The following is a 22,131-nucleotide window of genomic DNA, read 5'->3' on the forward strand; positions in this document are numbered from 1 at the left end:
CGTGGGCACGGCGCAATAGTCTGCAGTGATGAGTCTGGTCACCTATGAGCTGCAAGACCACATTGCCACCATCACCCTGAACCGCCCCGAGGCGCGCAACGCCATCAACGGCGCGCTTCGCCAAGACCTGAACGCCGCCTGGGATCGCTTCCGCGACGACCTGGACGCGTGGGTGGGGATCCTGACGGCCAATGGCGGCGTCTTCTGTGCCGGCGGTGACCTCAAGGACGGCGAAGGATCGGTCGGCACGTTCGGCGGCACCTTTTGGGAGAAGCCGACCATCAACTCCTTCGAATCCGGCATGGAGCTGTTCAAGCCGACCGTCGCCGCCGTGCACGGTCCGTGCATCGGCTACGGAGTGACCGGGGTGCTGTTCTGCGACTTCGTCATCGCCAGCACCGAGGCCACGTTCTGCTTCCCCGAGGTATCGATCGGGGTGCCCACCATCGTCGGAGCCATCCGTCTGCCGCATCGGGTGGGCTGGGCCAACGCCATGGAGTTGCTGCTGACCGGAAAGCCCATGAGCGCCGAACGGGCCAAGGAAATCGGTCTGGTGTGGAAGCTGGTCGAGCCCGACCAACTGCAGGCCGAAGCCCAAGCGTGGGCCCGCACCCTCACCGAGGCCGCACCGCTGGCGCAGCGGGCGACCAAAGAAGTGGCGTGGCGAACCGCCGACATGGGCTGGATCGAATCCGTGCGCTTCGGCGAGACCATGCGCAAGGTCGCCGGCGCGACCGAAGACGTCGCCGAGGGGCTTCAGGCCTGGGCCGAGAAGCGCAAACCGCAGTGGCGCGGCCGGTGAGGGACGGTCGGAGTGTCAGAACGCGTAGCGCAGCCGGCAGCCCGGCAGCGTGACCGCGAGCAGGTCGGTCAGGTCCTGCACCCAGCGGCCCTTCCACGGGCTCTTGTAGCGCACGTTCCACTGTCCGCTCTGGCTTCGCTTGAGCTGTTGCAGATCCGGCCGCCAGAGCAACTCCTCCCCCTTCGGGTGCCAGCCGAGGTTCACGTCGTGCAGGCCCTGGTTGTGCGTCAGGAAGATGACCTCGGCCGCGAGTTGCCGCTTGGTGCGCTCGCTGGTGTTGTCGGCCACCTGCTGCAACAGCTCGGCCCAGTCGTCGCGCCAGCCGTCGTAGACGATGACCGGGCTGAGGTTCAGATGCACTTCGTAGCCGGCCTCGACGAAGTCGTCGATGGCGGCGATGCGGTCGGCGACCTTGGAGGTGCGGATGTCGACCAGCCGCGACGCCTCCGCCGGCATCAGGCTGAAGCGCACGCGAGTGCCGCCCTGCGGGTCGTAGTTCAGCAGGTCGCGGTTGACCAGCTTGGTCGCGAAGCTGGCCTTGGCATTGGGGATGCGTGCGAACAGCTCGACGAGGTCGCGCACGTTGTCGGACACCAGCGCATCGACCGAGCAATCGCTGTTCTCGCCGATGTCATAGACCCAGTCGACCGGGTCGCACTGATTGGGTTCGGGTTTGACCCCCTGGCGGGCGGCGTGCCGTTCGAGGTATCCGGTGATCTTCTCGATGTTCGCGAACACGGTGATCGGGTTGGCGTAGCCCTTACGGCGCGGCACATAGCAGTAAGAGCACGCCATCGCGCAACCGTTGGCCGTCGACGGCGCGATCCAATCGCTGGACCGCTCGTTGCGTCGCGCCGAGAGACTCTTCTTCTCACCCAGGACGAGCACTTCCCGTTTGATGCGAACCCAGTCCTCCACGTTTCCCTCGTTGCCGTACAGGCCAGGTATCGCCTGGTGCGAGGCGACCTGAATGCGTTCGGCGTCGGGGAATCGGTCCAGCACCTGACGCGCACGGGCAAACCGGTCGATGTCGGGCTCGTGGTAGATCCGCTTGATGTCGAGGAGCCGATCTGCGAGATCGGCCGGCACTCGGTGCGCCGGATGCGCGTCATTTGCAAGAGTGGGCGGCATGCTCATTCAACGCCTGCGCGCCGGGCGCGGTTCCAAGTGGCGAACCGGCGGCGCCGTGGCCTTCACTGGTGGGGTGGGCGAACGATTGCGTGCCGAGTTGGGGCGGGTGTCAAGCGGCGGCGGCCGAGGCGCAGAGCATGCCAAGATCGCCCTCGGCGACGGGCCGATGAGACAGCGGCTAGAGTCGTCGATCCGCGCGCTGGTCGAGCATCGTGGCCCGAAGAGCAGCATCTGCCCGTCCGACGCCGCCCGTGCGGTAGGCGGCGACAATTGGCGCGAACTGATGGACGACGCGCGGGAGGCCGCCCGCCGGCTCGCCCGATCGGGCGACGTGGAGATCACGCAACGCGGCAACGTCGTCGACCCCGACGGCGAATGGACTGGCGCCATTCGCATCCGGCGCGCCGGGCCTTGACTATGACTGGTTGCGCCAACCGCCGGGACCGCCGCCGCCGACGATATGACAGGATCTCGGCATGAGTGCACGCAGATTTGCTCGCTGGGTTGGTATGTCGGTTGCGACGACGTGGGCGCTGCTGAGTGCACCCTTCGCGATCCCCACCGCCGTCGCCGATGGGTGCTCGGACGTCTCGGTGGTTTTCGCCCGCGGCACCCATCAGGAGCCCGGCCTCGGCAACATCGGACAGGCGTTCGTCGACTCGCTGACGTCGCAACTCCCCGGTAAGTCCGTCGATGTGTACGCGGTCAACTACCCCGCCAACGACGACTACCACAACAGCGCCAACGCCGGGTCCGCCGACGCGAGCGCGCACATCCAGAACGTCGTGGCCACCTGCCCGAATTCGCGAATCGTGCTCGGCGGCTACTCCCAGGGCTCGACGGTGATCGACCTGGCCACCAACGCGATGCCGCCCTCGGTGGCCGATCATGTCGCCGCCGTCGCCCTCTTCGGAGAGCCGACCAGCCAGTTCTCCAGCATGCTCTGGGGCGGCCAGCCGCTGCCGACGATCAACCCGGCCTATGGCGCCAAGGTCACCAGCGTGTGCGCCCCCGACGATCCGATCTGCTCGGGCGGCGGCAACATCATCGCGCATGTGACTTACATCGACACCGGGATGACCGCGCAGGCCGCGACTTTTGCGGCCGACAAGGTCAACCAGGGTGCGCCGCGCGCCTGACAGCGCCCGCTCCTCTCGCCGTTGCCGCTCTCCCCTTCGGCTAACGTCGACCGTATGTCCAAAGTCTCCGGCAACGACCCGATCGACGACGTCGCCCCCGGCGACATCATTTCCGTGGACCGCGGCTCCGGTGAACGGCCCTACAAAGTCGTCTTCAAGGATCCCAGCGACGCGGGGTATCTCATCACGTTCGAGACCGACGGCGGCGAGACCTTTCAGCTCGAGCTGGCGGCCGGTACCCCGGTGAAACGATCACTCGAGGCGAAGTGGGAATCTGCGCAAAGCCCTACGCCGAACTCGGAGAACTAGCGGCGCCGCCGTAGGCGCCGAGCCGGAAGTCGTTGACGCACAACGCTTTCGATGGCCAGCGCATCCGTCGCCCCGAACAGACCCCGGCGAACCGGTTGCTGACACCGCTGATTCCGCGAATGGCGACGTCAACCTCCTTGCCCAGCTGCCGTTTGGGTGGCATGTAGGCGGGTACCGCAATGCTCCAACGGAGGGAGCGTGCGGTGAGCTATGTGAAGACCGCGAAGAACCAAGTGCTGGGCGTGGTGAACAAGATCATCGACATGCCGCCCCGCAACGTCGGGGCACAAACGGTGACCATCGCTTGTCCTTTGGAGCGGATCGAGCAGTTCTGGCGCGATCCCGGCCAGCTATCCGTGGTCCTCGGTGACATCGCGGAAATCGACGCCGACGGACGCGGCCGCTATCGCTGGCGGCTATCGGCGGAACCCGATGTGGCCTGGGACTCGACGTTGGTCGCAGAGGCCGACGGGGTTCGCTTCGTCGGCGACGGCAACGAAATCGTCGTCCGCTATCGGCCCGCTCCGCACGACCTCGGCACCGAGGTCACCCTGTGCCTGAAATCGCCCGCGCCCGCGCTGTTGTCCGGCGCGGCGGCCTTCAAGATCCTTTACCGGTCACGCGCCCTGCTGCAAACCGGCGAGGTTCCGACCATCCAGTCCAACCCGAGCGCGCGGAATTCCGCGCGGTAAGCGAAAGGCCGAGCATGCGCGCACTGTGCTGGAACGGCGTCAACGACCTCTCCGTGGAAACCGTCGACGACCCCAAGATCCTCAATCCGCACGACGTCATCGTCGAAGTCCGGCTCACCACCACCTGCGGCTCGGACTTGCACTTCATCGACGGGTATTTGCCCGGCATGCGGGCCGGTGATGTGTTCGGCCACGAATTCATGGGTGTGGTGGCGGAGACAGGTCCGCAGGTGCGGGAGATCCACGCCGGCGACCGAGTCGTGGTGCCGTCCTTCATCGCCTGCGACCGGTGCTGGTATTGCGACCATGAGTTGTACTCGTGCTGCGACACAACGAATCCCAACGCCGAATTGCAACAACCGTTGTTGGGATATCCGTCCGGCGGTATCTACGGTTATACGCATCCGTTCGGTGGCTACGCGGGTTCGCACGCCCAATACGTTCGGGTGCCCTTCGCCGACACGAATTGCTTTGTGATTCCGGGTGATATCACCGATGAGCAGGCACTGTTCTTATCCGACGCGGTGCCCACCGGCTTCATGGGCGCCGATTTCTGCGACATCGCCGGCGGCGACACGGTCGCGGTCTGGGGGGCCGGCGGTGTCGGGTTGATGGCCGCGCGCAGCGCCCTGCTGCTGGGCGCCGAGCGGGCCATAGTCGTCGACCGTATACCGGAGCGGTTGGCGTTGGCGCGCAATGAGTTCGGACTGGAAACGATCGACTACAAGGCCGTCGACAGCGTCCACGAGTCGCTCCGGGAGATGACCGGCGGGCGGGGGCCCGACGCCTGCATCGACGCGGTCGGCATGGAGGGCCACGGCACCGGAGTGCAGCAACTCTACGACCGGGCCAAGCAACTGCTGCGAATGGAGACAGATCGCGCCACCGCGCTACGACAGGCGATTCTGGCTTGCCGCAAGGGCGGAGTGGTGTCGGTGCTCGGGGTGTACGGCTTGACCGACAAGTTCCCGACTGGCGTATTGACCAACAAGGGTTTGACCCTGAAAACGGCTCAGCAACACGGACAACGCTACATAACGCGGCTCTTCGACTACGTCCAGCAGGGCGACCTCGATCCCGCCAAGTTGATCACCCACGATGTGTCCCTCGAGGAGGGAGTGCGGGCCTACGACCTATTCAAGAACAAGAAGGACGACTGCATCCGGGTGGCGATGCGACCGAATGCTTCCACCGTCGCCCGCGACGAACAGGCCGGTGTCAATTATGACCGCGCAACCTCCCGATCCTGATCCGATGCAAACTCCCGGGCTGGAGCCGGGAGGGGGTGCCGCACCGGGCACCACTCCCCCGGCCGCGCCCCAAACCTCCGGTGTGTCTGAGCCACAACCGCCGAATACTCGGCGGTTCACTCCCAGTTCCGCCCTCACGGTCCTCGCGGTGTGCATTTTCGCCGTCGCGTTCATCGCGGTGGCAGTCCTATTGGTGATGAAGATCGTCGGGATGGGTGGCTGAGATGCCGGAACCATCACTTGCTGATTATGTTGGCTCGGTTGTGGGCATAGCCACATGCATGGTCGACGATGCCGCGCAGGCGCCACAGGAGAATCCGGAGAAGGACACGTCGCAGTGGGTGACGGGCGACGAGCCCATGACCGGCCCGCAGCGTAGCTACCTGAACACGCTGGCGCAGGAAGCGGGCCAGCAGATCCCGGAGAATCTGACGAAGGCCCAGGCCTCCCGCTTGATCGATGAGTTGCAACAACGAACCGGGCGGGGTGGCTCGTGACGATCGGCGCCGAGGACGTGCGACAGTTGCTGGCCAGCCCGGAGCCGGACGCGGCGCTGGTGGTGATTCAGGGGCGCGCCGCGGTCGTCACGCCGGCGGATCTGGACTCAGACGAATACCGAGGCGCCCTGCAGCTCGCGACGCGCCAGGAATTGGTGCAGCGGGTTGGACATGCGGAGTTGTCCGACCGCGAGTTGGCCGAGCAAGCGGAAGACCTCGACACGGCGGTGCGCAATCTGGGTGGGTGACGCTACTTCGATGCGTTGCCGCGGAAGCGGTTACGGTCCGACGGTGACCTGGTCACCGACCCGGATGACGCCCTTGGTGACCACCGCGAGGTAGACGCCGGCGCAGGGTTGCGCACCGTGACCGCCTGTGTTCAAGCGGTTTTCGGCCGCCGGTATGCGAAGGGCCTGGGGAGCCCGCGGCAGTGGGCCATGTTCGAGGGTGGGAACCACGCAGCGTGACGTCGCCGTGAGGACGCGCAGCCGCGTCTCACCGATGACGAGTTCGCCGCCCACCCAATCGTTTTCGGCATACGGGGGGCGGCCGGGTGGTGTCGTGATCACCAGATTCGGCCGGTACCGCAGCGCCTCCACGCCGATGTGCTCCAGGGTGGCCGTCGTGATCGCGTGCAATGGAGCTTCGTCGGTGAACGAGTCGCCGGGGGTGGCCGCAGCGATCCGCAGAATGCGACCGTCCACCTCGGTGTCCAGACCCAATTCCAGCAGCTTCTCCGGATCGGGACGTACCAGTGTCGCCCCCTCGGGGCGTTGAGTGACCAACCTGACCCGTCGACCGGTCAGCCGCGACATCAGCTCGTCGACGCCGGGATCATCGGCGGCCACGTCGGCTCCGTCGGGCATGCTGATCCGCACCCCCTGGGCATCGGCGTGGGCGGTGCAGGTCAACAGGTAGCGCCACAGCCGGGGATTCTTGGCGCTGGCCACGTGCCCGGTTTCAGCGTCGAGGAGCGCGAGCCGCCGGTCGCCCTCGGCGCCGCGTTCGTCGACCGGCAGGCGATCGAGGGTTTCGCCGAGCATCGACTTCACCGGATAGCGAAGCAGCGCCTGCACCCGCATCGGCACGGGCGCGGGAGTATAGGCGGTCGAGTTGTCCATGCGGCGCCTTCACTGCAGAGTTCGTCAATAAGTGTGCCCTGTCGAGCCCACACGGATCAGCTTGGCAGCAGGCGCTTCTTCTGCTCTTCGAATTCCTGCTGCGTCAGAATTCCGGCGTCGCGCAGCGACGCCAGTTCGCGCAGCTCGGCGGCGATGCTCGTGATCGGCCCACCCGCGGCGACCTGCGGCGGTGTCGCCGGCTCTTTCGTCGGCTCCTTCGGCGCCTCGCGCGTCGCCTTCTCGATCTCGCCGGCCCGGGCGCGCTCGCGCCCCAAGGCGCCACCGGTGCCGGCCATCGCGCGCCCCGCCATGCTCGCCACGGCCATCTCGCCGAACAGACTCCCGGAGCCGCTGGGAGCGGCGGCGGCCGCGGCCGCGGCGACTTCGGCGCCCGCCCCCGCGCTGGTGGCCGGCAGCACCAAGGCGGCCGGGCGGATCGCCGGAGCGGCCGCCGCCCATCCCGGCGGCACCGATAAGCCACCCACGGTGTTCGCTTGACCCAGCCCCGCCGACAGCAGGGGTCCGAATCCCCCCGCCGGGTTGGTGATCACCGGGAATGGCGAGGGCGGCACCGCGCCGGTGCCCGGCCAGGACTGCACCCCGGCCCAACCGCTGACGATGTCGTCGGTGTGGAAACCGGTCAGCGCGCCGGCGATGTCGAAGGGAAGGGCGATCGAGGCCGAAGGCGAGTCGACGGTGAGGCCGGCGATGCTGGCCGGCGCGTCGAGGAAGATGGCGATGAGGTCGCTCTCCAGGCCCAGAAGGTCCGTCAACGACGTCGGATCGGCGGCCGCGGCCGGGTTCACCGCCGCATTGGTCAGCAGGTTGGGTACCGCCGATAACGGTTGCTGGGCCACGGTGTTGCGCGTGCTTCCGGCGGCGGTAGCGGCGGCCTTCGCCACCGATTCGGATTGACCGGCGTCGGAGGTGGTGGTCGGGTCGGGCTGGGTGAACGGTGTCACCCGGGTGGCCGAGGCCGTCGCACCGGCGTAGCCGATCATGGCCGCGGTGTCTCGCGCCCACATCTCGGCGTACTCCGCCTCGGTGGTGGCGATCGCCGGCGTGTTCTGCCCGAGGATGTTGGTCGCGACAAGCGTCGCCAGCAGGGTGCGGTTGGCCGTGACCACCGGCGGCGGCACCGTCTCGGCGAACGCCGTCTCGTAGGCGAACGCGGCGGCCCTGGCCTTGTTGGCCGTTTCTTCAGCCTGGGCGCCGGTCGTCCTCATCCATTCCAAGTAAGGGGTGATCGCTGCGACCATGGACGCCGACGACGGCCCAACCCACGGACCGGAAGTCAAGGCCGTGATCTCGCCCTGGTACGAGGTCGCCGTCGATTGCAACGCGGCGGCCAGCTCGTCCCAGGCCATCGCGGCGGCCAGCATCGGTCCCGACCCCGGACCGGCGTACATCCGCGCGGAGTTGATCTCCGGCGGCAGTGCGAAGTCCATGTCGTTCTCCTCCGATCGCGTTTCAGGGCCGCGAGGGCATCGACGGCCCCGATGCGCGTGGTGTGGGGGTAGCCAACCGAGCAGCAAACAAATCGCATTCCCTCCGGTGCCGCCGGTGCCGCGGAAGTAGACAGCCGAATAGGGCCGTCCCCAGTGCTAGCGGACCGGTCTCCACGTTTGCAGGTGCTCCCACGTCAACCAATACAGCGAAATTGTTGCCGAGGGTTAACGATAGGTTACCTGCACATGACGAGGGAAACTCGCAAGGGTTAGGCGCGTATTGCGCAAATCACCCTCAGCCCGCTCTCAACGGGGCGCAACGCGCATAGCTCGACTTTCCCGGTCCGATTTCCAGTCGCCTGGCACCGGCAAAGGCCAGGTCAGCTCGATGAGATGGCTTCCCAGCGGGTCGCGCGACGTCCTTTCTGCTTGGATTTGTGGGATCCCTGCGAATGAGGTCTGCTGATGAAAATCGTGCTGGTCGCCTACGGGGGCCGCGGCGACGTCGAGCCTTGCGCCGCGGTCGGCCGCGCGCTGATGAACCGAGGGCACCAGGTGAGCCTGGCGGTCCCCCCCAACCTGACCGCCTTCGTCGAGTCGACGGGGCTCGCCGCCGTCGGGTACGGGCCGGATACGCAACGTGGGATGACTGCGGCTCAGGAATTGCTTGGATCGCTCCAGTCCGGCGTCAGCGGACTGTCGCACGTTGTCGAGCGCGTGACGCGGATCTGGATGGATAAAAGCGCGACGTTGTCGTCCTTGGCAACGGGCGCCGATCTGCTGGTGGCGCACATGAACGATCAGGCGCTGGCCGGCAATGTCGCCGAACAGCAAGGCATCCCGCTCGCCGCGTTACACGTTTTCCCGGCACGGATCATGCCGTCGAGCGCCCTGTATTCGGGCATGACGAAGGATGCCGAAGCCGTCCAACGTCGCGCGCTTGGCTTGCCCGAAACCGATTCGACGGCGCGTCCGGCGAGTGAGGTGTTGGAAATCCAGACTTACGACGAGCTCTGCCTGCCCGGGCCCGCCGCCGAATGGCTGGAACCGGGTGGCCGGCGTCCTTTTGTCGGTTCGCTGACGCTGGAGTTGCCGACTGACAGCGACGACGAGGTCTTGTCCTGGATAGCGGGTGGGACGCCCCCCATCTACTTCGGGTTCGGCAGCACGCCCGTCAGCTCTCCCGCCGAGACTGTCGCGGTGATCAGCGCGGCCTGCGGGCGGTTGGGTGAGCGGGCGTTGATTTGCAGCGGTGCCAATGACTTCACCGATGTCCCGCCGTTCGACCACGTCAAAGTGGTGAGGTCGATGAATTATGCGGCCGTCTTCCCGGCCTGCCGGGCCGTGGTCCACCACGGTGGATCGGGCACCACCGCCGCGGGCCTGCGCGCCGGAGTCCCCACCCTCATCCTGTGGACGGTATGGGACCAGCCGATGTGGGCGGCCGCCGTCGAACAAATGAAAGTCGGTTCGGGACGCGCCTTTTCGGAAAGCACTTTGGACTCGCTGGTCGCCGATCTACGCACCATCCTCACTCCGCAATGCGCCGCTCGCGCCCACGAGGTCGCCGCGCAGATGAGTAAACCCGCCGACAGCGTTGCCTACGCCGCCGATCTCCTCGAAGAGGCTGCCCGCACGGCACGCTCGGTTTGATCGGGCGGCGCGAACCGCCCGTCCGCCGCGGCGGTGGTGCAAACTCCGCCGGTCGTGTAGAAGGTTCTGGTGCAGGATCCGCCGAATAGATCGTTCGATCCGTCGATGCTGCGCGAAGCGATGATCAGGCGGTTGTACCGCCGATTGTCGGCCGAGGGTCAGATCAGGGTGCCGGCGGTGCCGGCCCTGATCGACGAGTACGTCCTGTTGTGCGGCAACATCTGCGCCACCCTGGGTGTCTGGTACACCCCCGAACAGTCCGCACACCTGCGGGCCGCGCTGGAAGTGGAGCTGGCGAAGGCTTTCCGGGCATCCCATCGTTCCGACGTCCTCATCTCGTATCACGCTCCTTTCGGGGAGGGCGTGAATTTCCGCGTCCAGGCCGACTGGCGCACGGTTGAGGCCGACTACCAGCAGTGGATGGACATCCGCCCGCCGCCGCTGTTCGGCACCGAGCCGGACGCACGCGTGCTGGCGCTGGCCGCCGAGGCGGACGACCCTTCGACCTATCGGGTGCTGGACGTCGGCGCGGGAACAGGGCGTAACGCGCTGGCACTGGCGCGCCGCGGACATCCGGTCGATGCGGTCGAGCTGACCGCGAAGTTCGCCGAGGTGATGGTTTCGGAAGCCACCGGGGAATCGTTGCGCGTGAACGTCATTCAAGACGACGTCTTCACCGCGATGGAGGACGTACGCGAGCAGTACCAGCTGATGGTGCTTTCGGAAGTGGTGTCCGACTTCCGCACGACGCACGAGTTGCGCGGCATGTTCGACCTCGCCACCGATTGCCTGGCGCCCGGTGGGCGTTTGGTGTTCAACACCTTCCTGGCGCGCGACGGCTACGTTCCCGACGACGTCGCGGTGCAACTGAGCCAGCAGTGCAACAGTATGATCTTCACCCGCGACGAGGTGACGGCCGCCGCGGCCGGCCTACCTCTCGAGCAAATCGCCGACGACCCCGCCTACGAGTACGAGAAGGCGCGGGTCCCGGCGGAGGCCTGGCCGCCGACGGGTTGGTTCGAAGGTTGGGCCGGCGGCCTCGATGTGTTCGATCTCGAGCGCGACGATTCCCCAATAGAGCTGCGCTGGCTCGTGTTTCAAAAGGCCGGCTGACCCGCAGGTCTAGGCGGTGAGGTCGCGGGTGGCCGGCCCTTCCAGCAGGGTGCCGTCGGGCGCGAACCGTGACCCGTGCAGCGGACACTCCCACGCGTTGTCGGCGTCGTTCCAGTTCACGATCCCGCCCAGGTGCGGGCAGACAGGTGAGACGCGGTGCTCGGTCCCGTCGACGCGGCAGCGGGCCTCCAGACGCCACGGCGGGCCACTCACCACCCCGCCTTCGCCGTCGACCGGGCTGCGGCGGTGCGTGCGGATCGCCGGGGTGATCCACCCTTTCGTCAGGTTGAAGCCGACCTCGAGGTTGGCCTGCAAGGCCGTCGTCAGGCCCGTCAGCTCGTGCGGACTCCAGCTGGCGAACGCGCGGGCCCAATCCATCCGCCCACCCAGGATGCGACTCGACAGCGCCAACGCCGCAGCGGGACCGTTGGTCATCCCCCACTTGTTGAAACCCGTTGCGATGAAGATGCTTTCGTTGTTCGGCAGGATGGGGCCCACATAGGGCAGATGGTCGATGGGCGTGTAGTCCTGCGCCGACCAGAAATGGGTCTGCACCGCACCCGGGTAATGCTTGCGGGTCCACGTCGACAGCTCGTTCAGCGCCTCGGACGGACTCTTCTCCCGGCCCACGGTGTGGCCGGCGCCGCCCACGATCAGCCGCTCCCCGTCCGCGACCGGCGCGTAGCGCACCGAACGCGTCGGCGAGTCGGTGGAGATCATCATCGGCCGGGTGATGTTGCCCGGAACCTTGAACGCCAAGCAGTAGGACCGGCTCGGCTTCACCCGCGCGAAATAGCCGCCGCGATCCAGGATCGGGATGCCCGTCGCGAGCACCAGCTGGCCGGCCTGAAGTTCGACGTCTCGCTGGGCGGCGTCGTTGACGTGCACGCGCACCTTCTTGCCGCGCCAAGAGACCCGCCGCACCCGCGTGTGCTCGATTAGCCGCCCACCGCGAGCGAGCAGCTCGACGACCAACGAGTCGAGGAATGACATCGGGTCGAACTGCGCCTGGTCGGCCAGCCGCACACCGCCGTGATAGGCGAACGGCACGTCGGCATCGTCGTCCCACACCGCCGGCAGACCGACCGCCTGACACGCCGCGAGTTCGGCTCGCGCCCTCGGAACTCCCCGCACCGACTGGGCGTAGGTGTAGGCATCCTCGCGCTGCACGGCCACGCCGTTCGCCTCGCAGTGGTCCAGCACCCACTCCTGGCCCTCACGATTGCCGTCGACGTATGCGCGTGCCACGTCCTTGCCGTGCCGCGGCAGCACCTTGGAGAGCTGGCTGCCCTGCAGCAGGCTGATCTTGGCGGTGGTGTTGCCGGTCGCGCACGCCCCCACCGTGCGCGCCTCCAGCACCAGCACGTCCTTGCCCGCGCGGGCCAGCAGGACCGCTGTCATCAGGCCGGTGATGCCGGCGCCCACGACGATGACATCGGCGGACCCGGACTCTTGGTCAAGCTGGCTTGAGGCCCAAGGCTGTTCGGTTCGTTCGGTCATCCATAAAGAAGTCACGGCTTTGCTGATACCCCGGCCGGGCGCGGGGAAACGCTTAGCCGGATTCAGGCCCGTTTCAACCGGTTCGTTGCCTCGGTCACAGCTTTCGTAGCGGCCCGACGGGCTTGCTGGGCCTTGGCATAGTCCCTTTCGGCACCCTTGAGGTCCTGCTCGGCCGCCCGCAGTGCCCTTGCCGCGGCGTCGCGGCGCTGTTGGGCGGCATCCCGCTCGGCTTGTCGCTCGGCCACCAGGTCGTCGGCCTCTGCCTTGGTGCGCTCCGCGGTGGCAAGGGCCGCGCTCAGTTTTTCGCGCCGTCGCTGCCCCGGCGTGCTCCGCCGCTTCGCCGGTTCGCTGGATGAGTCCCCCGCTTCCGGCGCCGCGTCGCCGAAGGCGCCGAAGCCCGACCACTGCTCGGGCCGGGTCAGCCTCCCGAGCCGTTCGCCGATCCGCGGGTCGGCGATGGCGGCTTGCAGCGTGCCGGTCAGGTCTTCGCGCACGGTCGCCGACGGTTGCGTCAGGTCGGCCGCCTGCAGCGCCTTGCGGGTGAGTTCGTCGATGAGCTTGTGTTGCTCGGCTGACAAGTCCCGGATGCGGCCGCCGTCCATCGCCGAGTGCGCGGCGCGCAATCGCTTACCGAGATCGGCCAGCCGCTGCCGAGTGTCGGCGTGCCGCAGAGCCAGCCGGTTGATGACCCACGCCGCCGTCGTCGGCTTGTTAATGCCGGAAATCCGTTTGGCGGCCGCGTCGTCGCCGCGTTCCTTCGCCGCGGCGGCCAATCGGGCGCGTTCCGCGGTGAACTCCTTCGGCGCCACGTCATAGAGGCCGTCGAGTTCCTCATCGACCATGCAGCCATGATCTCTCGCGGAAGCCGGTTGCAGGCCCGCGTCATCCCGGGCGGTTTAAAAACCGCATGTCGCGGGATACCTCATCTACAACATCGACTTCGCCGGGGCAGGATTCTCAGGCCTGCGAGAACCAGAAAGCAGGGATTCGGCAGCTTCATGATGTCCAAGAACAGCGATCAGCTGGCCGGCCGAATCCTGCGGGTCAGCCGGCCTCGCCGACTCTTGCTTGCGGTCTGCGTGATCGTCGCTGCGGTGGCCGCGACATACGTTGCGACCTCACATTGCCTGGGCGGTCACTGCGGGCAGGGCGGCGCGCCCGCGAAAACCGCTGGGCCAGCCCAAATAACGATCACTCCTAGCGCCGACGCGCATGACGTCGACCCGGTCGCCCCGGTCACGGTCAAAGCCGACAACGGGACGCTGACAAGCGTCGACATGGTCAACGAGAGCGGCAAACCGATCGAGGGTGTCATGACGCCGGACAACACGGTGTGGAAGCCCACCGTCCCACTGGGCTACGGGCGCACCTACACGCTGACGATCACCAGCAGCGGTGTCGGCGGTGTTGCGGCCAAACAGGTTTCGTCGTTCTCCACGCTGAAACCGTCCAACCAGACCAAGGTGTCGTTCACCACCACGTCGGAAGCCGCGTTGCGCGACGGCGGCACCTACGGTGTCGGAACGGTGATCGTGGCGCACTTCGACGAGAAGGTCGCCGATCGAGCCGCCGCCGAGCGGCAGCTGTCGGTGACCACCGACCCGAAAGTAGAGGGTTCCTGGTATTGGGTCGACGATCAGAACGCGCACTGGCGGCCCGAGCATTACTACCCGCCGGGCACAAACGTCACCGCCGAGGCGAAGATCTACGGAATAGCCCTGGGCGATGGCCTATTCGGGCAAGACGACACCAAGGTGTCGTTCCGTATCGGCGATGCGCACGTCTCGATCGCCGACGACGCGACCCATCAGGTCAGCGTCTTCAGCAACGGGAACCTGCAGCGCACGATGCCTACGTCCATGGGAATGGGCGGCACCGAAAACGTCGGCGGCAAGGCGATCTCGCTGTGGACGCCCTCCGGGATCTACACGGTCCTGGACAAGGGCAATCCCGTCATCATGGACTCCTCGACCTTCGGCCTGCCCAAGAATTCCAGACTCGGATACCGCGAGACCATCAACTGGGCCACCAAGATCAGCAGCGACGGCATATATCTGCACGAGCTCGACGCGACGGTATGGGCTCAGGGACACCGCGACACGTCGCACGGCTGCCTGAACCTCAATGCCGACAACGCGAAATGGTTCTTCGACTTTTCGGTACCCGGGGACGTCGTCGAGGTTCGCAACAGCGGCGGACCTCCCCTGACGTTGGCGCAGAACGGCGACTGGACCCTCAGCTGGGACCAGTGGCGCAAAGGCAGCGCGCTGAAGCCCACCTGATCGTCGCGTGAGCTAGCTCATTCGTAACCCGAAGTTGTGCCCCACTTCACAATAAAGTCTTGACTCGTTCCAGATAAGTGCGTCATATTGGTGGCGTGTCGTCGACGGCCGATTACGCGGATAGGTTGCGGATGGCCGATTTGCGGGTGACGCGGCCCAGGGTTGCCGTGCTGGAAGTCGTCGACGCCAATCCGCACGCCGACACCGAAACGATCTTTTCGGCCGTCAGAGTCGGCCTCCCCGAGGTCTCGCGCCAAGCCGTCTATGACGTTCTCAACGCGCTGACCACCGTGGGCCTGGTTCGGCGCATCCAGCCCCTGGGCATGGTGGCGCGCTACGAATCGCGCGTCGGCGACAACCACCACCACGTCGTCTGCCGCTCCTGCGGGATCATCGCCGACATCGACTGCGCCGTCGGCGACGCTCCGTGTCTGACGCCCTCGGACGACGACAACGTTCTTGATGGCTTCGTACTCGACGAGGCCGAAGTCATCTACTGGGGCCTGTGTGCCGACTGCTCGGCCACAGGTTCTTAGATCACAGCCCGTGATCGCAGCCCGATTCACCCACCCTCGAAAGGAATGCTGTGTCATCTGATACATCCGCAAGCCGCCCACCAAACCCCGACGCCGGGTCGGCAAGCACAAGCGAAAGCGAAAACCCAGCAATCCCTTCGCCGCAACCGAAGTCGAACGCTCCACGGACGAACCAGGACTGGTGGCCCAACCAGGTCGACGTGTCACGCCTGCATCCGCATGTCGCGCAGTCCAACCCGCTCGGTGAGGACTTCGACTATGCCGAGGAGTTCGCCAAGCTCGATGTCGAGGCGCTCAAGGCCGACATGATCAAGCTGCTGACGACCTCGCAGGATTGGTGGCCCGCCGACTACGGCCACTACGGGGGCCTGTTCATCCGGATGAGCTGGCACGCCGCCGGCACCTACCGCATCTATGACGGTCGCGGTGGTGGCGGCCAGGGCATGCAGCGCTTCGCCCCGCTCAACAGCTGGCCCGACAACGCGAGCCTGGATAAGGCGCGCAGGCTCCTGTGGCCGTTGAAGAAGAAGTACGGCAACAAGATCTCCTGGGCGGATCTGCTGCTCTTCGCCGGAAACACGGCGCTGGAATCGATGGGATTCAAGACGTTTGGCTTCGCCTTCGGCCGCGAAGACGTGTGGGAGCCCGAAGAGATCCTCTTCGGTGAAGAGGAAGAATGGTTGGGCACCGACAAGCGTTACTCGGGCGAACGTGACCTCGCGCAGCCCTACGGTGCCACCACCATGGGTCTGATCTACGTGAATCCCGAAGGCCCCGAAGGCAAGCCGGACCCGATCGCGGCCGCGATCGACATCCGCGAGACCTTTGGCCGGATGGCGATGAACGACGAGGAGACCGCCGCTCTGATCGTCGGCGGCCACAGCTTCGGCAAGACCCACGGCGCCGGTGACGCCGACCTGGTCGGCCCCGAGCCGGAAGCCGCCCCGATCGAACAGCAGGGGCTGGGCTGGAAGAGCTCGTTCGGAAGCGGCAAGGGCAAGGACGCCATCACCAGCGGCCTCGAGGTGGTCTGGACGCCGACGCCTACCAAGTGGGACAACTCCTTCTTGGAGACGCTGTACGGCTACGAGTGGGAGCTGACCAAGAGCCCCGCCGGGGCCTGGCAGTTCACCGCCAAGGACGGCGCCGGCGCGGGGACCATCCCCGACCCATTCGGTGGGCCGGGGCGCGCCCCGACGATGCTGGTCACGGACATCTCGTTGCGGGAGAGCCCGATTTACCGCGACATCACGCGGCGCTGGCTCGACCACCCCGAGGAGCTGGCCGACGCCTTCGCCAAGGCGTGGTACAAGCTGCTGCATCGCGACATGGGGCCGGTCTCCCGCTTCCTGGGGCCCTGGATTCCCGAGCCGCAGCTGTGGCAGGACCCGGTGCCGGCCGTCGAGCACAAGCTCGTGGACGAGAAGGACATCGCCGACCTGAAGAGCAAGGTGCTCGCGTCCGGTCTCTCCATCCCACAGCTGGTCAAGACGTCCTGGTCCGCGGCGATCAGCTACCGCAACACCGACAAGCGCGGCGGTCCCAACGGCGGGCGGCTTCGTCTCGAGCCGCAGCGGAGCTGGGAGGTCAACGAGCCGTCCGAACTGGACAAGGTGCTGCCCGTCCTGGAGCAGATCCAGCAGGACTTCAACGCCTCGGCCTCCGACGGCAAGAAGATCTCGATCGCCGACCTGATCGTGCTGGCGGGTTCCGCGGCGGTCGAGAAGGCCGCCAAGGACGCGGGCTACGAGATCGCGGTGCACTTCGCCCCCGGGCGAACCGACGCGTCTCAGGAGGCCACCGACGTGGAAGCCGCCGCGGTGCTCGAACCACGGGCCGACGGCTTCCGCAACTACGCGCGGCCGGGTGAAAAGGCCCCGCTCGAGCAGCTGTTGCTGGACCGGGCGTACCTGTTGGGTGTGACCGGCCCCGAGTTGACGGTGCTGGTCGGCGGGCTGCGTGCCCTGGGCGCCAACCACGGCGGCAGCAAGCACGGTGTGTTCACCGACCGGCCGGGCGCGTTGACGAACGACTTCTTCGTCAACCTGCTCGACATGAACACCGAGTGGAAGGCGTCGGAGACCGCGGAGAACGTCTACGAAGGGCACGACCGGGCCTCCGGGGCGCTCAAGTGGACCGCGACCCCGACTGATCTTGTCTTCGGCTCGAACTCGGTGTTGCGCGCATTGGCCGAGGTCTATGCCCAGGACGACGCGCACGGCAAGTTCGTCGAGGACTTCGTCGCCGCGTGGGTGAAGGTCATGAACAACGACCGGTTCGACCTCAAGTAATTTCCCGGATACCGAACGACGCCCCGCGGGTCATCGGCCCCGCGGGGTGTCGCTTCGTTCGGCGTCGCTTCTTTGGTGATGCTTCGTTCGGTGATCTCGCGACACTTAAACCACGCACACGACACGCCGCAATCGGTCGCAGTGGTTTATTTCTCGTGTAGGGAGAGAGGGACGTCGGGTCAGCGGGCGAGATCCCACTGGCCGAAGTCGGCGGCGAGGACGTCGTCGACATCGACATTGATGCCACCCAGCAGCGGGCCCGGATTCCCCGGGCTGTTGACGACCGTTTGGTAGAGCACCGCCGCGGGTTCGCGATCGCCGTGCGACCAGGCCCTCGTCTGCCACGCCCATTGGTGTCCGGCGCTCGTGGACGGGCCGATGACGCCGTCTCTGATCGCCCACCCGCACACCTGGGCATCCCCGTAGATGCCGGTGCGGCCCACGCCCAACACCGAGTTGATTCCCCGAAACCATTGCACCGCAAGCGTATTCCATGTGTTGGCGTCGATGGCGTCGTCGACGCTGAAAAAGATGGGGGCCGAGTTCGGGCCTCCCGCCGCGGAGTGCAACTGCATGGCGCTATGAGCATCGGCCACGCCGCCGTCGTACCCGCGCGTGAGATCCGACGGGTCCGGCCAGCCGGGCTTGCCGTACTGGAAGTTGCTGACGATATGCAGCCCCGCCGCGCGCAGCGCGTCGGCGTAGTCCTTTGTCAGCGGTTTGGCCTCGAAGTCGGCGCCCGGGCGCGACAGCGACACGTAATTCACCACGCCGTCGTAGCCTGCCGACTTGATCTCGTCCGGGGCTATCCTGCGCTCGGCGAAATCGATCAGCTGCATGGCCGCGGCTGACGCCTTGGGGGCGCCGGGGCCCGGGACCAGCGCGCCCAGGGTCAGCAGGGCCGGGGTCAACGCGGCGTATCTGAGGACGTCGCGACGCGAAGGCGATCGCTGATCGCCCCCTACCCGTCCGGCCGAATCCCGCACCGCGCGATGGTAACAAAAGCCCGCAGCGTCTTTCGGCCGATCTTCGCCGGTCAACCCTCTGGCACCGCGCGTTCGAGGGCGACCGGCCGAGAGGATAGCGGCCGCTGACCAGTGGCATGATCTTTGCGTGTCGGACATCCCGGAGGTCGCCTGCGCGCGGGACGGCGGATCTCGGCCTCGTTGCGCTCGATTAGGTGATCGAACTATAGTCTGGACACATGTCCAATTTGCTGTCACGGAGTTCGGGAGCCCGTTGACCGCGATGTATTCGGCGCCAATCCGCGGTCATTTTCCAGCAAAGAAGAGTTGAGTATGCGAATTGCCCTGCTGTCCTACCGTAGTAAGACCCATTGCGGCGGACAGGGCGTCTACGTGCGCCATCTCAGCCACGGCCTGGTCGAACTCGGTCACGACGTCGAGGTGTTTTCCGGGCAGCCGTATCCTGACCTGCTCGATCCGCGGGTCCGGCTCACCGAGGTGCCGAGCCTTGATCTGTACCGGGAACCGGACCCTTTCCGGGTGCCGCGGCCCAGCGAGATTAGAGACTCCATCGACCTCCTGGAATTGCTCACCACCTGGACCGCGGGATTTCCCGAACCGCGGACGTTCACGATGCGGGCCGCGCGGTTACTTGCCCAGCGGACAACGGATTTCGACGTCGTACACGACAATCAGAGCCTGGGCACCGGACTGCTCAGCATCGCCGAGGCGGGGCTTCCCGTCGTCGCCACCGTGCACCACCCGATCACCCGGGATCGGGTGCTGGACCTGGCCGCCGCACGATGGTGGCGAAAGCCGTTGGTGCGCCGCTGGTATGGGTTCTTGGACATGCAGCAGGAGGTCGCCCGGCACATCCCCGACCTGTTGACCGTCTCGTCATCGTCGGCCGCGGACATCATCGCCGACTTCGGCGTCGAACCGGAGCAACTCCATGTCGTCCCGCTTGGGGTCAACACCGAGCTGTTCAAACCGGGTTCCGGTCCCCGCGAGCCCGGGCGCATCATCGCGATCGCCAGCGCGGATACCCCGCTGAAGGGCGTCCGCACCCTGCTGCAGGCGGTCGCCCGGTTGCGCACTTTCCGGGACCTCGAGTTGCGGTTGGTCGCCAAGGTGGAGCCGAATGGCCCGACCCACAAACTCATCGCCGAACTCGGGATCTCCGACATCGTGCACATCACCAGCGGGCTGTCCGACGCCGAGTTGGCCGCCTTGTTCGCGTCCGCGGAAGTGGCCTGCATTCCCTCGCTTTACGAAGGGTTTTCGCTGCCCGCGGTGGAAGCCATGGCCAGTGGCACCCCGATCGTCGCCAGCCGGGTCGGAGCGCTGCCGGAAGTCCTTGGGACGGACGGTGCCTGCGCCGAACTGGTTCCGCCCGCCGACGTGGATGCGCTGACCAGCGCGCTCGGTGAACTGCTCGACTCCCCGGAAAAGCGCCGCAGCCTCGGCAAGGCGGGCCGCGCTCGTGCCGTCAACGTCTTCAGCTGGGAAGCCGTGGCCGCTCAGACCGTGCGGGTGTACGAGCGGGCGATCGCACGCAGCGCGCAGAGCGGAGCGTCATGCTGACCGTCGATTTCGACCGGCTCGGGATCGGACCGTCGACCAAGGTCATCGACGTCGGATGCGGAGCCGGCCGGCATGCCTTCGAGGCGTATCGGCGCGGCGCCGACGTCGTCGCCTTCGATCATGACGAGGCCGAATTGCGTTCGGTGGACACCATCCTGCGCGCGATGGCCGAAACCGGCGAGGCACCCGCTGGGGCGTCTGCGACGGTGGTCGTCGGTGACGCGCTGAAGTTGCCCTACGCCGACCAGACGTTCGACTGCGTCATCGCGTCGGAGATCCTGGAGCACATTCCTCAGGACGACGTGGCGATCGCCGAGCTCATCAGGGTGCTCAAAGTCGGTGGCACGCTGGCCGTCAGCGTACCGCGGTGGCTGCCCGAGCAGGTGTGCTGGATGCTGTCCGACGAGTACCACAGCAACGAGGGCGGCCACGTACGCATCTACCGGGCCAGTGAATTGCGCGGCAAGATCTCCGACGGCGGAATGGAATTGACGCACACCCACCACGCCCACGCGCTGCACTCCCCCTTCTGGTGGCTCAAATGCGCTGTCGGTGTGCAGAACGCCGACCACCGTGCGGTCACCGCCTACCACAAGCTGCTGGTGTGGGACCTGATGCAGCGGCCAAAGATCACCCAGCTGGCGGAGTCGCTGCTCAACCCGCTGGTGGGCAAGAGCGTAGCCATGTACTTCGTCAAACCGCAGGAGGCGAAAAGCCAAGTGACTGAAGAGTATTCAGTTGCATCGGTCTAACCCGCCCGCAGTTCCGGGTGTCCTGACTCCCGAACAATGCCGACAGACCGCGCGTTCTATCGCCGCCGCACAAGAACCATCGGGCGCCATTCCCTGGTTCGAGGGCGGGCACACCGATCCATGGGACCACATCGAGTGCGCCATGGCGCTCACTACCGCCGGACTGCTGGAGCCGGCGCGCGCGGCCTTCGAGTGGAGCCGCCACACGCAGCGTCCCGATGGCTCGTGGCCCATCCAGTTTCGCGCCGGCGCCGTCGAAGACGCCAACAGCGACAGCAACTTCTGCGCGTACATCGGCGCCGGTGTGTGGCATCACGTGCTGGTTACCGGTGATGAGTCGTTCGGCATCGAGATGTGGCCGGTGGTGCACAAAGCGATCGACTTCGTCATCGACATGCAAGTCGGCTATGGCGAGATCGGTTGGGCGCGCAGCGAATCCGGTGTGCTGCCGGAAGCGTTGCTGACCGGATGCTCCAGCATTTTCCACAGCATCCGATGCGCGCTTGCCTTGGCAGCTCTGGTCGGAGATCCGCAGCCGGAGTGGGAGTTGGCGCTGGGCCGCCTGGGTCATGCCATCTCCGCGCACCCCGAGGCGTTCACCGAAAAGGACCGCTACTCGATGGACTGGTACTACCCCATCCTCGGTAGCGCACTGCGCGGGCCGGCGGCGGCCGCGCGCATCAGGCAGCGGTGGGAAGCGTTCGTGGTCGACGGCCTGGGCATCCGGTGTGTCGGTGATCGTCCGTGGGTGACCGGTGCCGAAACCTGCGAGCTGGTGATGGCGCTGGACGCGATCGGACACCACGCAGATGCGCACCGGCAGTTCGCCGCGATGCAGCATCTTCGCGAAGACGACGGATCGTATTGGACGGGACTGGTTTTCGCCGACGGCAAGCGCTGGCCCGAGGAGCGCACCACCTGGACTGGCGCGGCGATGATCCTGGCGGCGGACGCCCTGTCGAACACGACTGGCGGCGCGGGAATCTTTCGCGGCGACGAGCTGCCGTTGGGCCTGCAGACCGACTTCGATTGCGAATGCGTCGGCACCGGCCCAGCCCGGTGACTC

Annotated in this window: 23 protein-coding genes; 17 read left to right on the forward strand and 6 right to left on the reverse strand. The window is 66.5% G+C overall.

Annotated elements, in window-relative coordinates; translation table 11 throughout:
* Positions 1 to 28 precede the first annotated feature (28 nt).
* Complete coding sequence (locus tag AC5Y7E_RS17430; RefSeq protein WP_499949994.1) at positions 29 to 802, forward strand: enoyl-CoA hydratase/isomerase family protein; 774 nt, start codon at positions 29 to 31, stop codon at positions 800 to 802.
* Positions 803 to 817: 15 nt separating this feature from the next.
* Here AC5Y7E_RS17430 and AC5Y7E_RS17435 read toward each other — a convergent pair whose 3' ends face one another.
* Complete coding sequence (locus tag AC5Y7E_RS17435) at positions 818 to 1,891, reverse strand: spore photoproduct lyase family protein (protein ID WP_499949996.1); 1,074 nt, start codon at positions 1,889 to 1,891, stop codon at positions 818 to 820.
* A 40-nt stretch (positions 1,892 to 1,931) separates the two neighbouring features.
* On the opposite strand from AC5Y7E_RS17435, the gene AC5Y7E_RS17440 reads away from it, so the two are divergent.
* The 8 genes from AC5Y7E_RS17440 to AC5Y7E_RS17475 all read left to right on the forward strand — a co-directional run bounded on the left by AC5Y7E_RS17440 (position 1,932) and on the right by AC5Y7E_RS17475 (position 6,068).
* Positions 1,932 to 2,348, forward strand: coding sequence for a DUF3253 domain-containing protein (locus tag AC5Y7E_RS17440; RefSeq protein ID WP_499949997.1), 417 nt, complete (start codon positions 1,932 to 1,934; stop codon positions 2,346 to 2,348).
* 61 nt (positions 2,349 to 2,409) lie between these two features.
* Entirely contained in the window at positions 2,410 to 3,072 is a 663-nt protein-coding gene (locus tag AC5Y7E_RS17445; RefSeq protein WP_499916345.1) for a cutinase family protein, read from the forward strand.
* Positions 3,073 to 3,126: 54 nt separating this feature from the next.
* Positions 3,127 to 3,381, forward strand: a complete 255-nt coding sequence (locus AC5Y7E_RS17450; protein WP_499949998.1) for a hypothetical protein — start codon at positions 3,127 to 3,129, stop codon at positions 3,379 to 3,381.
* Between the two features lie 203 nt (positions 3,382 to 3,584).
* Positions 3,585 to 4,073, forward strand: coding sequence for a hypothetical protein (locus AC5Y7E_RS17455; protein WP_499949999.1), 489 nt, complete (start codon positions 3,585 to 3,587; stop codon positions 4,071 to 4,073).
* 14 nt (positions 4,074 to 4,087) lie between these two features.
* A complete protein-coding gene (locus tag AC5Y7E_RS17460; protein ID WP_499950001.1) occupies positions 4,088 to 5,323 on the forward strand; it encodes a zinc-dependent alcohol dehydrogenase in 1,236 nt (411 codons plus the stop codon).
* A 4-nt stretch (positions 5,324 to 5,327) separates the two neighbouring features.
* Positions 5,328 to 5,546, forward strand: coding sequence for a DUF6480 family protein (locus AC5Y7E_RS17465; RefSeq protein WP_499950002.1), 219 nt, complete (start codon positions 5,328 to 5,330; stop codon positions 5,544 to 5,546).
* 58 nt (positions 5,547 to 5,604) lie between these two features.
* Positions 5,605 to 5,820 carry a DUF3072 domain-containing protein gene (locus tag AC5Y7E_RS17470; RefSeq protein WP_499950003.1) on the forward strand — a complete coding sequence of 72 codons (216 nt, stop codon included), beginning with the start codon at positions 5,605 to 5,607 and terminating at the stop codon, positions 5,818 to 5,820.
* Positions 5,817 to 6,068, forward strand: coding sequence for a hypothetical protein (locus AC5Y7E_RS17475; protein ID WP_499916357.1), 252 nt, complete (start codon positions 5,817 to 5,819; stop codon positions 6,066 to 6,068). The genes AC5Y7E_RS17470 and AC5Y7E_RS17475 overlap by 4 nt, the downstream gene beginning before the upstream one ends.
* 30 nt (positions 6,069 to 6,098) lie before the next feature.
* Here AC5Y7E_RS17475 and AC5Y7E_RS17480 read toward each other — a convergent pair whose 3' ends face one another.
* Together AC5Y7E_RS17480 and AC5Y7E_RS17485 are read right to left on the reverse strand one after the other, a co-directional pair.
* Complete coding sequence (locus AC5Y7E_RS17480; RefSeq protein WP_499950005.1) at positions 6,099 to 6,941, reverse strand: MOSC domain-containing protein; 843 nt, start codon at positions 6,939 to 6,941, stop codon at positions 6,099 to 6,101.
* A gap of 56 nt (positions 6,942 to 6,997) precedes the next feature.
* A complete protein-coding gene (locus AC5Y7E_RS17485) occupies positions 6,998 to 8,389 on the reverse strand; it encodes a PPE family protein, SVP subgroup (protein ID WP_499916361.1) in 1,392 nt (463 codons plus the stop codon).
* Between the two features lie 465 nt (positions 8,390 to 8,854).
* Here AC5Y7E_RS17485 and AC5Y7E_RS17490 point away from each other — a divergent pair, with 465 nt between their 5' ends.
* Both AC5Y7E_RS17490 and AC5Y7E_RS17495 read left to right on the forward strand, forming a co-directional pair.
* Positions 8,855 to 10,042, forward strand: coding sequence for a glycosyltransferase (locus AC5Y7E_RS17490; protein WP_499950006.1), 1,188 nt, complete (start codon positions 8,855 to 8,857; stop codon positions 10,040 to 10,042).
* Between the two features lie 69 nt (positions 10,043 to 10,111).
* The gene (locus tag AC5Y7E_RS17495; RefSeq protein ID WP_499950007.1) at positions 10,112 to 11,155 is read left to right on the forward strand and encodes a class I SAM-dependent methyltransferase; all 1,044 of its coding nucleotides are present in this window, start codon (positions 10,112 to 10,114) and stop codon (positions 11,153 to 11,155) included.
* Between the two features lie 9 nt (positions 11,156 to 11,164).
* Here AC5Y7E_RS17495 and AC5Y7E_RS17500 read toward each other — a convergent pair whose 3' ends face one another.
* Both AC5Y7E_RS17500 and AC5Y7E_RS17505 read right to left on the reverse strand, forming a co-directional pair.
* Positions 11,165 to 12,655, reverse strand: coding sequence for an FAD-dependent oxidoreductase (locus AC5Y7E_RS17500; RefSeq protein WP_499950009.1), 1,491 nt, complete (start codon positions 12,653 to 12,655; stop codon positions 11,165 to 11,167).
* Between the two features lie 62 nt (positions 12,656 to 12,717).
* On the reverse strand, positions 12,718 to 13,497 hold the full coding sequence (locus tag AC5Y7E_RS17505; RefSeq protein ID WP_499950010.1) for a hypothetical protein: 780 nt from the start codon (positions 13,495 to 13,497) through the stop codon (positions 12,718 to 12,720).
* 156 nt (positions 13,498 to 13,653) lie between these two features.
* Between AC5Y7E_RS17505 and AC5Y7E_RS17510 the strand changes: the two genes are divergently transcribed.
* From AC5Y7E_RS17510 to katG, 3 genes are all read left to right on the forward strand, one after another.
* Positions 13,654 to 14,937, forward strand: coding sequence for a L,D-transpeptidase (locus tag AC5Y7E_RS17510; protein WP_499950011.1), 1,284 nt, complete (start codon positions 13,654 to 13,656; stop codon positions 14,935 to 14,937).
* Positions 14,938 to 15,032: 95 nt separating this feature from the next.
* Positions 15,033 to 15,473: a Fur family transcriptional regulator gene (locus AC5Y7E_RS17515; RefSeq protein ID WP_499916372.1), complete on the forward strand. Its 441-nt coding sequence runs from the start codon at positions 15,033 to 15,035 to the stop codon at positions 15,471 to 15,473.
* A gap of 50 nt (positions 15,474 to 15,523) precedes the next feature.
* Positions 15,524 to 17,764: a catalase/peroxidase HPI gene (katG, locus tag AC5Y7E_RS17520; protein ID WP_499950012.1), complete on the forward strand. Its 2,241-nt coding sequence runs from the start codon at positions 15,524 to 15,526 to the stop codon at positions 17,762 to 17,764.
* Positions 17,765 to 17,943: 179 nt separating this feature from the next.
* Here the strand turns inward: katG and AC5Y7E_RS17525 are convergent, their stop codons facing one another.
* Complete coding sequence (locus AC5Y7E_RS17525) at positions 17,944 to 18,750, reverse strand: DUF1906 domain-containing protein (RefSeq protein WP_499950014.1); 807 nt, start codon at positions 18,748 to 18,750, stop codon at positions 17,944 to 17,946.
* 312 nt (positions 18,751 to 19,062) lie between these two features.
* Here AC5Y7E_RS17525 and manT point away from each other — a divergent pair, with 312 nt between their 5' ends.
* The 3 genes from manT to mmpH are packed head-to-tail and all read left to right on the forward strand — an operon-like array spanning position 19,063 to position 22,128.
* Positions 19,063 to 20,313 carry an MMP alpha-(1->4)-mannosyltransferase gene (gene manT, locus AC5Y7E_RS17530; protein ID WP_499950015.1) on the forward strand — a complete coding sequence of 417 codons (1,251 nt, stop codon included), beginning with the start codon at positions 19,063 to 19,065 and terminating at the stop codon, positions 20,311 to 20,313.
* A complete protein-coding gene (locus tag AC5Y7E_RS17535; RefSeq protein ID WP_499950016.1) occupies positions 20,307 to 21,065 on the forward strand; it encodes a class I SAM-dependent methyltransferase in 759 nt (252 codons plus the stop codon). Before manT ends, AC5Y7E_RS17535 begins: the two co-directional genes overlap by 7 nt.
* Positions 21,052 to 22,128, forward strand: a complete 1,077-nt coding sequence (mmpH, locus tag AC5Y7E_RS17540; protein WP_499950017.1) for an MMP endo-(1,4)-3-O-methyl-alpha-D-mannosidase — start codon at positions 21,052 to 21,054, stop codon at positions 22,126 to 22,128. The genes AC5Y7E_RS17535 and mmpH overlap by 14 nt, the downstream gene beginning before the upstream one ends.
* The last annotated feature ends 3 nt before the right edge of the window (positions 22,129 to 22,131 follow it).

The sequence above is a fragment of the Mycobacterium sp. NGS17 genome, from assembly GCF_059813205.1.